At 47.6% G+C, this 13,148-nt stretch carries 7 protein-coding genes; 6 read left to right on the top strand and 1 reads right to left on the bottom strand.

The window, feature by feature from the left end:
- Nucleotides 1-12 precede the first annotated feature (12 nt).
- On the bottom strand, nt 13-363 hold the full coding sequence (locus BN93_RS00405) for a site-specific integrase (RefSeq protein ID WP_232211046.1): 351 nt from the start codon (nt 361-363) through the stop codon (nt 13-15).
- Nucleotides 364-408: 45 nt separating this feature from the next.
- Here BN93_RS00405 and aroQ point away from each other — a divergent pair, with 45 nt between their 5' ends.
- The 6 genes from aroQ (at nt 409) to BN93_RS00370 (ending at nt 13,093) form a co-directional block, all read left to right on the top strand.
- Entirely contained in the window at nt 409-825 is a 417-nt protein-coding gene (aroQ, locus tag BN93_RS00400; protein WP_019186378.1) for a type II 3-dehydroquinate dehydratase, read from the top strand.
- Nucleotides 826-828: 3 nt separating this feature from the next.
- Nucleotides 829-1,461, top strand: a complete 633-nt coding sequence (locus BN93_RS00395) for an O-methyltransferase (protein ID WP_019186377.1) — start codon at nt 829-831, stop codon at nt 1,459-1,461.
- A gap of 190 nt (nt 1,462-1,651) precedes the next feature.
- A complete protein-coding gene (locus BN93_RS00390; protein WP_044259290.1) occupies nt 1,652-2,695 on the top strand; it encodes an ABC transporter ATP-binding protein in 1,044 nt (347 codons plus the stop codon).
- A 1,814-nt stretch (nt 2,696-4,509) separates the two neighbouring features.
- Nucleotides 4,510-7,935 (top strand): SusC/RagA family TonB-linked outer membrane protein, encoded by a 3,426-nt coding sequence (locus tag BN93_RS00380; RefSeq protein ID WP_019186373.1) that lies wholly within the window; start codon nt 4,510-4,512, stop codon nt 7,933-7,935.
- 103 nt (nt 7,936-8,038) lie between these two features.
- Nucleotides 8,039-9,859, top strand: a complete 1,821-nt coding sequence (locus BN93_RS00375) for a SusD/RagB family nutrient-binding outer membrane lipoprotein (protein ID WP_044259288.1) — start codon at nt 8,039-8,041, stop codon at nt 9,857-9,859.
- A 177-nt stretch (nt 9,860-10,036) separates the two neighbouring features.
- The gene (locus tag BN93_RS00370) at nt 10,037-13,093 is read left to right on the top strand and encodes an endo-beta-N-acetylglucosaminidase (protein ID WP_019186371.1); all 3,057 of its coding nucleotides are present in this window, start codon (nt 10,037-10,039) and stop codon (nt 13,091-13,093) included.
- Nucleotides 13,094-13,148 lie beyond the last annotated feature (55 nt).

The following is a 13,148-nucleotide window of genomic DNA, read 5'->3' as shown; positions in this document are numbered from 1 at the left end:
CCTCAGCCGTACTCAACACGTCGGGCAAGGCGTTGCGCACGTGTGGCGATACCAACAACTCCGTTGGGTCGGCATCAATAAAACCATCGAGAAGTAAAACTTGAAGAACGAACGCACACCACTCAGTATCCGCGCTTGCGAACGCGGCGTAATGCGTTGGTCGTGCAGCGAGGCCGAAAAGTTATCCAAGTCTTCCAGTTTCACCTCCTCTACCTTTAACTCGTGAAAGTTAACGTAAGCCAAAAGCCAACGCAGGTCGTTGCGGTAGGCCTCAATGGTATTCGGACTAAGGTTGCGTTCTAATTTCAAGTAACGCATATAGGCCTTCACCATATTGTCGACGGTTTTATTTTCTCTTTCCATCGTTTATTCGTAATTTTGTGAACAAAAGTACAAAATAAAGCTGACATGACGATACAAATTATCAACGGGCCAAACCTCAATTTGCTTGGCGTACGCGAGCCAGACGTTTACGGTTGCACGTCGTTCGACGATTTTCTGCCGCGCCTGCGTGCTTGTTTCCCCGATGTGCAGATAGATTACTTTCAAAGCAACATCGAGGGCGAGCTTATCAACAAGTTGCAAGCCGTGGGGTTTCAGTGCGATGGCATCGTGCTTAACGCCGCCGCCTACACGCACACCAGCATCGCGCTGGCCGATTGCATACGTGCTATCAGCGCACCTGTGGTTGAAGTGCACATCTCTAACGTTCATCAACGCGAGGCTTTCAGGCATCAGAGCATGATTGCCGCCGCTTGTCGTGGTGTGATATGCGGTTTCGGACTAGACAGTTACCGCTTGGCGATAGAGAGTTTCAAACGCTGAGGCATGGACCAAACCACCTATATAGCCAACCACATCGACCCCGAAGGCGACTACTTGTACCGCCTTTACAGAGCCACCAACCTGCATACGCTGCACGGACGCATGGCTAGCGGACACCTGCAAGGCCGTTTGTTGAAGATGCTTGTGCAGATGACGCAGGCCAAACGCGTGCTCGAAGTGGGTACTTTTAGCGGATATAGTGCCATTTGCTTGGCCGAAGGGCTGCCAGAGGACGGGCTTTTGTACACCTTCGAGATTAACGACGAGCAAGAAGATTTCACTCGTCCGTGGATAGCGGGCAGCATCGTGGCCAACAAAATACACTTTATCATTGGCGATGCCATCGCCAAGGCCCCACGCTTGGGCATCACCTTCGACCTCGTTTTCATCGATGGCGACAAGCGAACGTATGTTGAAACCTACGAGATGGCCCTCTCGGTGCTCAGGCAGGGTGGTTTTATCGTGGCCGACAACACGCTGTGGGATGGTCATGTGTGCGACTCTGCCTACGATAAGGACCAACAAACCCTTGGCATACGCCGCTTTAACGACCTTGTTGCAGCCGATACACGCGTAGAGAAAGTAATTCTTCCCTTGCGCGATGGGCTAACGCTGATACGAAAGGTGAAAGAGTGAAAAGGTGAAAGGGTGAAAAGATGGCTGCGCCCCTTAAAGGTGAAAGAGTGAAAAAGTGAAAAGGTGAAAAGATGGCTGCGCCCTTTTAACAGCCTGCCTAGTAAGCCTGGAATAACTAGTAAGCCTAGACCCACCTAAGAATCCTAGAAAGCCAAAAGCCCCAAGCAACACAATCCCCCACAGAAAATATATGCCTTCGATAACCCTTCGCAACCTCTCCGTAGGTTACCAGCATCCGCGGCGCATGCCAACCACCGTGCTAGCACAGCTCAATGCTACCTTACATGCAGGGCAGCTCACTTGTCTTGTGGGTGCCAACGGCATTGGTAAAAGCACGCTACTGCGTACTTTGGCCGCTTTTCAACCACCCATCTCAGGACAGATGTGCTATTATTCTGGCGAGCAAGCCGCGCCCATCAACCTCGCCACACTCTCGCAAGCGCGTTTAGCACGCCTAGTAAGCGTGGTGTTAACGGCCAAGCCCAGCATTGAAAACCTCTCCGTCGAACAAATAGTTGCCCTTGGCCGTTCGCCCTACACCAATATATGGGGTACACTTCGTGCCGACGACCACCGCATGGTTGCTTGGGCGATGGATGTAGTGGGCATAACTAACCTGCGCCACCGCCTAGTGCAGACGCTTAGCGATGGCGAACGGCAGAAGATGATGATTGCCAAAGCTTTGGCGCAAGATACACCCGTGATATTACTTGACGAACCAACCGCCTTTCTCGACTACAAAAGTAAGGTTGAAGTGCTTGGCTTGTTGGCACGCCTTGCCCACGAAACCAATAAGATGGTGTTGCTTTCTACTCACGATCTAGAACAAGCCGTGCATGCCGCCGATGCCCTTTGGGTGGTGGCTAAGCAACAGCTAGGCGATGGCATGCAGCCTTGCTCGCGGTCGGATAGCTCAGACCTGTCGGACCAGTCGGGCCAGTCGGGCCAGTCGGACCAGTCAGATCAGTCGGACAAGTCAGACAAGTCCGACCAGTCCGACCAGCCCAGCGGCCTTGATGCGCCTAACTCTTTTGGCCAATCCCATCGTCTCCCCTTGCTTTACGTCCTAGAAAAGCACATCCACACCACCGAACAGGGGCACCAACAGCTTGTATTCGAGCCCGCCCCCACGGCTCCTGCTCCACCCCACCTCACGCTTACCGCCACTCCCAATTTCGAAACACGCACCCAAGAACTACTTCGACTGTTGGGGGAAGAGGGTATTAAAAGGTGAAAAGATTAAAAGGGTGAAAAGGTGAAAAGATGAAAGGGTGAAAGGGTGAAAGAGTGAAAAGGTGAGAGAGTGAAAAGGTGAAAAGGTGAAAAGGTGAAAAGGTGAAAGGGTGAAAAGGTGAAAGGGTGAAAAGATGAAAGGGTGAAAGGGTGAAAAGATGGCTGCTCCTGCTGTTGAAAAGGAGCCTGGCGGAAGTTGTTCCATACACTCTCTACAAGTTGAAAACCGCTTGTCGATAGCAGATAACTTCTGCGTTTCAAGGTGCAGTATGTAAGTGGCATACCCTGCAACCGCCCACGCAGGCTGTCGCAAGCGTACATGTTTTCGGTACCGTTGCCCACTCGCGCGTTTTTACGGTATAGCTGTTTTGTCTAGTTTTTAGCAACAAATTTAACATTGTGAGTGCCCTTTTTGTCCACCAACCACTCATCTTGTCGCAAAAAATCGATTCTCGCGAAGGTTGGTTTTGATGCGAGAAGGGGGTAGCTTGTGAATGCGATAAAATGAATTTTTATTTAAAACGGCCACCATTTGCACCAGATTTTGGGCTATTTGCTGCTAAATACACTGCGTTTTGCCGCTAAATGCACTGCATTTTGGTGCTAAATACATTGCGTTTTGGTGCAAAACGCAAGGCAAAATGGTGCAAAACGCAAGGCAAAATGGTGCTAAATGCAAGGCAAAATGGTGCTAAATGCAAGGCAAAAAGCATAAATATCCACACTAGTTGTATAAACAAAACCTTTTAGAGACATTAAAAACATGACCGAAAAGGGCAAAATAGTGGTCAAAAAGTGGGATTTTAGGAGCTAAAAGCGTGTAATTGGGCTTAGAAAAATACGAGCTGGCAACCAATCTAGAAAGGCTAAATGGTGCAAAATGCAGGTTTTGCTCTTAAAAACAGACAAAACAAGAGGAGTGAAAAGCAAGAAATAGGGGCGATTTACCTACTTTATGGCCTATATTTTCGCTAGAACGAAGCGAAATTTGGGGCGATATTGTAAAATAAAAGATAATAATTTAAGTTTTCAAGTTGGTGAGTTGGAAAACTAGTGAGTAGGAGATGTTCCGATTTTCTGAGTTGACGTGCTGGTGTTTTTTGAGTTGATAAGTTGGTGTCTTTTGAGTTTTTGAGTTGATGAGTTGATAAGTTGATGAGTTGGTAGGTTGATTTGTCCTGTACTTCGTGCGTGAGAAGGTGTCTATCTTGTGTTGGCATCTCGCCATGACAATGAAGTCATCTAGACTTTCGTGCGTGAGAAGAACGTTTATTTTGTGTTGGCATCACAGAGAGAACAAACACCTCTTAATTTATAGAAACATTAAAAGTCAATATTACTTCTATAACTATCCCAACAAGCTTACTAAACCTACGCTCGCTAACTTGTCAACCCGTCTACCCGTTAACAAGTTGGCAGCTTTGCATCGCAATTACTTTTATGGTGAATCGCCCAACAGTTTACAGCCCTTTGCCTTTTCCTTGCGTTGGAAAGGCAATCGGGCTTACAGCACATCTTTTCCTGTTGCCATCTTCGTTTCCTCTCGCGTGCGCGCGTACCATATATAATATTTAGTCGTTGAACTTTTAAGTGTCTTCGTTTCAGACCTTTTGTGTCTTATACCAACATCAGCATTATTCCGCCCTCTATTATCAACATGATGAGTGTTTTGTCGCCCAATAAAATAAATTAATTTATTTTCTACATATCGCTAAGTAATATTCGCTCGTTAGTTGTATTTTTATTGTAAGGCGTATTAAAATGCGCAGTCGATTTTTAAAGTTATAACTACTTTATAATAATATTACTACACGTATGAAAAGAACAAATGCACAGACAGAGGGCTTGCTGTTGAAGGCACTTCTGGCATTGTCTATGACCGCAGTTCCTAGCGTGGGCGTGCTGGCTGGTGTTAAAGCCAACGCAAAGCAAAGCCCACTGCTTAACGCAACTGCTACAATTCAAAATTCAGCCTTGCAACGCGTGCAGTCCAACACGCGAACCATTACGGGCGTTGTGAAAGACGCACAAGGCGAACCGCTCATCGGTGTGAGCGTTCAGGTGAAGGGTACTGGCAAGGGATCCATAACCAACATCGATGGCCAATACACCCTGACAACTAACGAGAGCAATCCCACGCTGGTGTTCAGCTATGTGGGCTACACGGCGCAGGAATTGGCAGCTGGCAGTCGTTCGCAAGTAGACGTAACCCTTAAAGAAGACAGCAAGGTGCTGGGCGAAGTGGTGGTTACGGCTATGGGTATTATGCGAAAGCAAGAGTCGCTTACCTATGCTACACAGAAAGTTAAGGCAGAAGACTTGATGAAAGTGCAAGACCCCAACGTTGCCAACACGCTTGAAGGTAAGGTTGCCGGAGTTACCATTACGCCGAGTGCAGGTGGTGCGGGTGGTGCATCTAAGATTATTCTGCGCGGTAACAAGTCGATTACCGGTAACAACTCTCCGCTAATTGTGGTCGACGGTATTCCCTTGACTAACGAAACTCGTGGCAAGATAACCAATGGAGATGATTTGGGATATGCAGGTTCGTCGGAAGGTTCGGACCCGCTTTCTATGATTAACCCGGACGACATCGAGTCTATGAACGTTCTTAAAGGGGCAAACGCGGCCGCACTTTATGGTTCGCGCGCTGCCAATGGCGTTATCATGATTACCACCAAATCGGGACGCGAGGGTAAAGTGGACATCAACTTTACGTCTAATGTTACGTTCGACACGCCATTGCTTACCCCCAAGTTGCAGAACACGTATGGTGCTGCGCTTACCGACGGTTCGGTAGTAAACGGAACACAAACCTATATGCTGTCGCCTTCAAGTTGGGGCGGTAAACTTTCAGACCAAACGAACCTGCTCCCCTCTGTACAGCTCGGCGACCAGTATCCCCAAGGGGCGCTAAACCAAGTGCATCTCCGTAAGAATGCGGTAAACGATATAGACAACTTCTTCCGTACAGGCGTTACGACCAACAACTCCGTATCAGTTTCGGGCGGTACGGAAAAGTCGAGAACCTACATATCATTGGGAAACAGCCACTCCAACGGTATGATAAAGAACAACTCGTATAATCGTAACAGTATAACTTTGCGACAGAGCTTTAAGCTTTTCGACCGTTTGAAGTTGGAAGGTTCTGTTAATTACGTTGAAACCATCACCCGGAATCGACCTGGTGGGGGAACGATAGGTAATCCTATCTATCATGCGTACATGATGCCTCGCAACATAGACATGGATTATTATGCCCAAAACTACTCTAAGCAAGGTACATGGCTTTCTAATCCTTTGTCGTATTATGAACCGAAGGAATTCACTGTGCTGGATCAAAATGGTAATCCAAAGAAAGAGACCCACTTTGTTTACACGCAGGGCAAACGTGTTCCGCTAAGCAGTGAGATGCAAGATTGGGCATATCTTTCGAACGGCAACAACAACCCTTACTGGCTGGTGAACAAAAACCGCAACCGACAAGACGAAAACCGACTGTTTACAACGCTTTCTGCAACCATCGATATATATAAGGGACTTTCGTTCCAAGCGCGTTTTAACTACACCAAGACTCACTTTACCAAAGATGCTCGGCAGTATGCCACAACCTTTTTGCCGTCTAGCATGAACAGCTTTGGCAGCTATTGGAGTGAAGATTTCAAGACAACTGAGATGTACACCGACTATTTGTTGAGTTACAACACAAACGTGAAAGATTTCAGCGTTTCAGCAACTGCAGGTTGGGTTGGGCATACAATTAAGAACACATACAAGCGCACCGCTGTTGGTAACGCCACTTTCGTAGACCCTTTACGCCGCATTTTACCATCGGCCGTGAATGTGTTCGAAACCAGCGCAGGCGATGTGGGAGCTACAACAACGACTAAGAGCTCTAACTGGGACAAGGCCATGCTCTTCACTGCCCAAGTGGGATGGCAAGATAAGGTGTTTGTTGATGGCTCGTATCGTTTGGATGCCTATCGTCCCTACCGGCAATTTAAACTGAGAGGCATTATCGATTCGGAATGGCAAGGCTACTTCGGCGTGGGCGCCAATGCAATCGTCAGTTCGTTGGTTAAGCTTCCTGTGTGGATAGATTACTTGAAGTACCGCGTGTCTTACTCAGACGTAGGTAACTCTATTCCCAATAACAGTTATTTCGATGTCAGTCGCAACTACCTAACGGGAACGGCAACGGTGAACAAATATTCGGACTTTGTGCCGAAAGTGGAGACGTTGGGCTCTTTCGAAACGGGTGTGGAGATGTTATTCTTTAAGAACCGCTTGAGTTTCGACCTAACCTTGTATGATAGCCGCTTGCGCAACATGTATATGGAGTCGGCCAATATCTCCGCCAAAACGAACGCGGGGAACACGGGTAAAGTACGCAACCGCGGATTTGAGACAACAATTGGTTATGACTTTAAGTTTGGTAAAGACCTTCGTTGGAGAACTTCTTACAACCTGTCGTTCAACGACAACAAGATACTTGAAACAGCCTACGACAACCAGGGCAAACAGAAAGAAATAAAGAACGAGATTGCAGGTGTGTATGTAGTATACAAACCAGGTGGTTCGCTGGGCGACATGTACGTAGATGATTTTAAGCGTGATGCAAATGGACACATCAAACTGACACGGAACGGTGCGCCAAGGTTCGACAAGTCGGGCAATAGCCGCAAATATGTTGGCAACATGAACTCTAAGTGGCAGATGGGATGGAGCAATACTTTTAATTACAAGGACTTTACGCTCTCTATGCTTATCAATGGCCGCCTGGGAGGCAAGGTTATCTCACTTACAGAGGCTTACCTTGACCTTTATGGACTGTCTGAACGTTCGGGTAAGGCACGTCAGGATGCCGAGGCAAACGGTATTGTTGCCGCAAACTATGGCAATGTGCCTGGTATCCCCCTGCCTGATGGCAGCGGAAGAATTGTGCCTATCGACACCTATTATAAAACCTTGGGAGGCTCTTCCAACCCCAACAGCTACATATATAGTGCAACCAACTTCCGCCTTCGCGAGCTATCGCTGGGTTATACGTTCAGAAACCTCATGGGACAAAACAAGAACCTTTCGGTTTCGTTCATCGCACGCAACCTGTTCTTCCTTTACAAGAAAAGCCCTGCAGATCCAGACGTGTCGCTTTCTACGGGTAATGGCTTAGGAGGTTTCGAATTGTTCAACACGCCCTCGTCGCGTTCGTATGGTTTGTCGATGAAGTTGAACTTGTAAGCAGCCATACTTTCAAGAGTATAACTAAAGAAAATGTTTCCCGAACTCCCTTTTTCGAGCAAAGCTAATAAAGGGGAGAGGGAGTGTTAATAATAACAAAATTATGAACAGATATAGCAAATGGTTTGTAGGCGTTATGGTTCTGTTGAGCCTAACCTTACAATCGTGTCTGGATTTCGATACCACTGGCGACGAATTCAGCGCAACGCAAAAGAATACCAATAAGGTGAGCCGACGAGGAAAGGTTGATTCCTTGAACTATCGGGCTAAGTTTACGGCCGAGGATGTGAAACGAGCAGCTAACAAAATGTCTGATGTTATTGCGGCGGGACTCAGTGCCCAGTATGCAATGCGCGGTGGCAAGGAAGGTAAAAAGCCTGTTACACATGCCTATCAATATCAATATGGACTGGGTGCCGACTTGTATGCGCAGTATGGCGTTATACCACATACTAATTTTCCCTACTCAAAGGTGACTGTTACCTCTGCCTATAACATCTCCGACAGGTTTTATGGTGGTGCGATGGGGTCTTTCAATGAGGTTTCAACGCAGATGGTGCCGTTGCTTAATCACGAGTCTATCGACACTATTCCTGAGTTAAAGGCCATTTATCTGCTGTTGTACAACTATTCCGCGGTTGAGGTGGCAAATGTCTATGGCCCTTTCCCCTATCAAGATATTAAAACGAACGCCCAGTCGGCTCCCTTTGAATATCAAAGCCTGGAAACGATATACAATAAGGCGGTGGACAATATAGACAGCATAGTGGCTTGTTTAAACTACTATGAAACCAAGCCCGAGGAATATAAGGAGGCCTTACGCGACATTCTGAAACAGAATATGCATGTTACTGGCGATTACAAAACGGGTTTCAGCAACCTCAACACTTTTGTGCGTTTTGCCAATTCGCTGAAACTACGCATGGCCATGCATATTGTTAAAGTTAACCCAACGTTGGCAAAGCGATGGGCAGAAGAAGCCGTTAAAGCGGGAGTGATAGAAGAATACTCGCAAGAGGTATGTATCAACACGGCCGCCGAGGGCATAGCTCATCCCTTGCTTGAGGCTAGTCAAAGTTGGCACGACACGCGAATAACAGCCTCATGGGTGTCGATATTGAAAAGTCTTAACCATCCTTACCTTAAGTATCTCTTCCTAAAGAACGATGCCGACATTGTCAATGCAAAAACAAAGGAAGTGACACCAGCCAATACAGACGTTATCGGTATCCGCTCAGGAGTAACGCCTGGCGAAGGTCAGGATTACGCCGGCAATCAGTTTATCGCTTTCAGTGCCATTAATCCAGAGGCGGCGCATAGCATGCCTCTGTACTTGATGAAACTCTCTGAAGTTTGTTTCCTTAGAGCTGAAGGTGCGATCAGAGGATGGAGCATGGGCGGAACGGCCAAAGAATTCTACGAGAAGGGTATTCTTGCTGGAAACTGCGAGGACCGCGAACAATTCTATACTGATGGCAATAACCAAAACCCTTACGATGCAGGTATGGCCGAATACATGCAACAAGAGAGTGCCACACCTTATACATATAAGGACCCTACTGGTGAGAGCGACCCCATTGAAAGCTTAACTAAGATTGGCGTTAAGTGGAACGAAGACGACAGCAAGGAGGTGAAACTCGAAAAGATTATCACCCAGAAGTATATCGCGGGCTATCCTGAGAGCTTTGAAGCTTGGGTGGACTTGCGCCGCACGGGTTATCCGCGTTTGTTCGATGTGCTTCAGGCTGATGAGGCCGACGGAAGTCTTAATGATGGCGACATTATCCGTCGTTTGCCGTTCCCCAGTCGTACCGATCCCGCCACGCAAGCAGACATTAAAGCTACGGGACTTGGCGCGCTAGGCGGGCCTGATTTTGTAGGAACAAGGCTTTGGTGGGACGTAAAAGGAACTCCGAACTTTTAATTTAAAGTAATAAACTATGGGAACGGCTGAGCCGCCCTTATTAGGCCACAAGGCACGGCCGCTCCCTTAGCTTAACAATCTTATCTTAAAACGCATTTTAGTGTGGCATAGACTTACCCATTATAATGTGATTAACTCTAAATATCTTATTATTTAACAATATAAAACTAAGCAAGAATGAAGAGAAAAGTTACTCTTAGTGCACTGGCGTTGGCTGGTATGCTTTCTGCGGCTCCCTCTATGGTTAAAGCGCAGGGTGGAAACACTGCTCCAACCGCCTCTAAGGTGGTTTACGACTTTCAGCATTTCAACGACATCAAGATGTTGCAGTTGTTTGAGAAAGCCGTGAGAGAAGGAAAACGATACCCTTCTAAAGAAGAACTCAGGGCGGCAGGATTGGCCGACGAGATTGAGTTCGTGCGTTCGCACGTTCGCAAACGTTCTATTCTTCCCCGAAAAGATCGTCTTATACAAAGTACTTTCGAAACCCGTGAGTTGTTCATGAACATTCCTGCCGGTGCAGGACGAACCATCGGAGGTTACCCCTCTTCCGATTTTGCATCAGACAACTTCTCCATGTGGAACTACACCAACCTCTTCGGCGCATGGAACCACGGCTTGTTCCAAGCTCCTGGCTCGTGGGCCGATGCTGCACATAAGAACGGAACCGACATGATGAGCGGTATTAAGTTCTTCGATACCACGGGTAATATAGGTGGTGTTGATGCCGGAGGCTGGCTGCCTGTACTGAAAGCCAAGAATGATGACGGCTCGTTTAAGTATGCAAAGCCCATGATTTACATGTTGCAATACCTTGGCCTTGATGGTATCAACTATAACTGGGAGGCACCAAGTTACGATGACCACCAAGTGATAGCTTTCCATCAGAAGCTGTACGAGATTGCTAAAGCAGAGAAGTTTGATAACTTTCACATCGCCATTTATACCCATAACAGCTCGTTGACTGCAAGCAACGTAGAGGCTTTGTTTGGAAAAAACAAGAAGAAAACTGCCGACGTGATGCTCAACTATGTGGGCAACGACTTTACATACGGCATGAGAACATCTGTGGATCAGGCCAAAGCGGCTATGGGAACAGCCGATGGCGTTTATGCTGGCGTGTGGATGGTTACGATGAATCGCGCATGGAGCCGTGTTTCTGCAACTCCCGAATGTGGCGTTTGCCTTTGGGGCGAGCATGCACAAAGCCGTTTTTGGAGCTACAACTCGGGCGGAGACGCCGACGAGATGATGGTTAACTACCAAAAACTGCTTGAACGTGGCTTCTCTGGTGGCAATCGTAACCCGCTCTCTCGCCCTGCGGTGAACGACAGAGGGCATAACTGGGAAGAGTCTAATGGTGTTCAGCCCCTCTCTACCTTCCCAGGCATGGCAACTTGGATTCCCGAAAGAACAACCATCAAAGGCGACTTGCCTTTTAGCACCCATTTCAACATGGGAGCAGGTTCGCAATATCATTATAAAGGTAAGAAAACCGCTGGCTCTTGGTATAACATGAGTAACCAAGACATCGTTCCAACCTATCGCTGGCTTGTTGTACAAAGCAATAGCAACACCCATAGCAACAAGATTAACCCCGAAGTAACCTATAAGGATGCTTACATGGGTGGGTCGTGCCTCTTGCTTAGTGGAAATGGCGATGCCAACTCTACCGACCTTGTTCTTTACTCTACCGACATAGCTGGCTCTAATGGTGCCATCACGGCCAATGTGGCCATCAAGAGTGGAAAAGACGTGCCTGCCGAGTCGAACCTTTACCTCATTGTCCGTCTTAAGAACAGCAAAGAATGGAAAGAATATGCTGTTGGCGGAACAACGGGTAAAACTTGGGAAGAGAAGAAGATTGCCTTGAACGACATTACTTCGGGAACGGCCATCGATAGGATTGGGCTTCGCGTAAAGAATAGCACCAGCAGCTACAAGATGATGGTTGGCAAACTAGAACTTGTTGACGGATTAACCATTGCACCTGCAAACGTTAAGGATGTGGCTATTCAGGTGAAAGAAGAAACAAAGTCTTCGCTTTCTGTTAAGGCTACATGGGCGGTCGACATGCCCGAAACCATTTCTGGTATGATTTACAACGACGACGCCAACATCGACCATTTCGAAATCCTCCTCAAAGACGGTACCAACGGACGTGTGTCTGAAGTGGCCCGTACTAGCCAGTGGGCTGCATACGTGGGCAATATCGATTTGAAGAGCTTCACCCACAATCCTTTTATTGGAGTTCGTGCCGTATCGAAAGACCTCAAAAGCTATTCGCCTGTTGAGTGGACCGAGGTTGTTCGCGCTAATGCTAACGAATTGCCCGAACTGGTTCTCAACCCATATACCTCACCCGAATTGGACACCGATGCCGACGGCTACAAAACAGCACAAGCCATTCGCTATGTAGAAGTGTTCAGAACTAAGGGCGGCTCTACCAACATCAACTACAAGGCCGAAGGTCCTACGGGCGGTACCAACTACGTTGATTTTACCACCGACCCCAACCAAGTGCTGACTATTGGGCTAGGCGAAACTGTTACATTAGAGTTCAAGGGCTTTGAAACAAAAGTTGGTTACGAAAATGGCAAACCTAAGCAAGGGGCCGCTCTTGACGACTTGCGTTATTGCTTTGGCCGTGGATGGATAGACCTCAACGCAGACAATCGTTTCGACCCACGCGAACTTGCCGCAAATCCCCAAGAAGGAGAACAACTCTTCACCATTGGACGGTTGAGGGCAAGCTCGCCTGAACAGGTTCAGCAAATTGTTACCAAGACCTTTACGATACCTCAAGATGCACGCATTGGCGACACCCGCATGCGTATCGTATTCTCTGATGCTTGGTTCAAGGGTGCTTTGAAACCTACGGGTAAGTTCAACAAAGGTTTCGCCATCGACTTCCGCGTGAAGATTACGGGTAGCAACAAACAACGTCCTGTTCCTGCCGACATGCGCGACCAAGGATTGGCCGACGAACCCGCAGGGCTTTCTACCACTGGCGTTAACACCATAGCCGTAGCTCCTTCGCAGTTGCAACAAGAAGGCAATAGCCTTAACTTTGCCAATGTTGAGAAGGCATGGATATTCACAACCGATGGCTCGTTGGTAGCAGCCCTTAACAATCCGGCCAACTACAATTTGTCTTCGTTGGCATCGGGTGTATATCTCGTGAAGATGCAGAACAAGAATATCATTCGCACACAGAAGATTACTGTAAAGTAAACGTGGCGTTTGGTTTTCTTTAAATCCTAGCTTAAAGAGGGGAAAACCAAAAATG

The sequence above is a fragment of the Prevotella conceptionensis 9403948 genome (genome assembly GCF_000312305.1).
In the GTDB taxonomy this organism is placed as follows: Bacteria; Bacteroidota; Bacteroidia; order Bacteroidales; family Bacteroidaceae; genus Prevotella; species Prevotella conceptionensis.
This window is presented reverse-complemented; position numbering and strand designations above follow the sequence as displayed.

Bases quoted from the DNA above. Each gene is read 5' to 3' on its own strand.
- BN93_RS00380 (WP_019186373.1), top strand. From the start codon at position 4,510: ATGAAAAGAACAAATGCACAGACAGAGGGCTTGCTGTTGAAGGCACTT.
- BN93_RS00370 (WP_019186371.1), top strand. From the start codon at position 10,037: ATGAAGAGAAAAGTTACTCTTAGTGCACTGGCGTTGGCTGGTATGCTT.
- BN93_RS00375 (WP_044259288.1), top strand. From the start codon at position 8,039: ATGAACAGATATAGCAAATGGTTTGTAGGCGTTATGGTTCTGTTGAGC.
- aroQ (WP_019186378.1), top strand. From the start codon at position 409: ATGACGATACAAATTATCAACGGGCCAAACCTCAATTTGCTTGGCGTA.
- BN93_RS00395 (WP_019186377.1), top strand. From the start codon at position 829: ATGGACCAAACCACCTATATAGCCAACCACATCGACCCCGAAGGCGAC.
- BN93_RS00405 (WP_232211046.1), bottom strand. From the start codon at position 363: ATGGAAAGAGAAAATAAAACCGTCGACAATATGGTGAAGGCCTATATG.
- BN93_RS00390 (WP_044259290.1), top strand. From the start codon at position 1,652: ATGCCTTCGATAACCCTTCGCAACCTCTCCGTAGGTTACCAGCATCCG.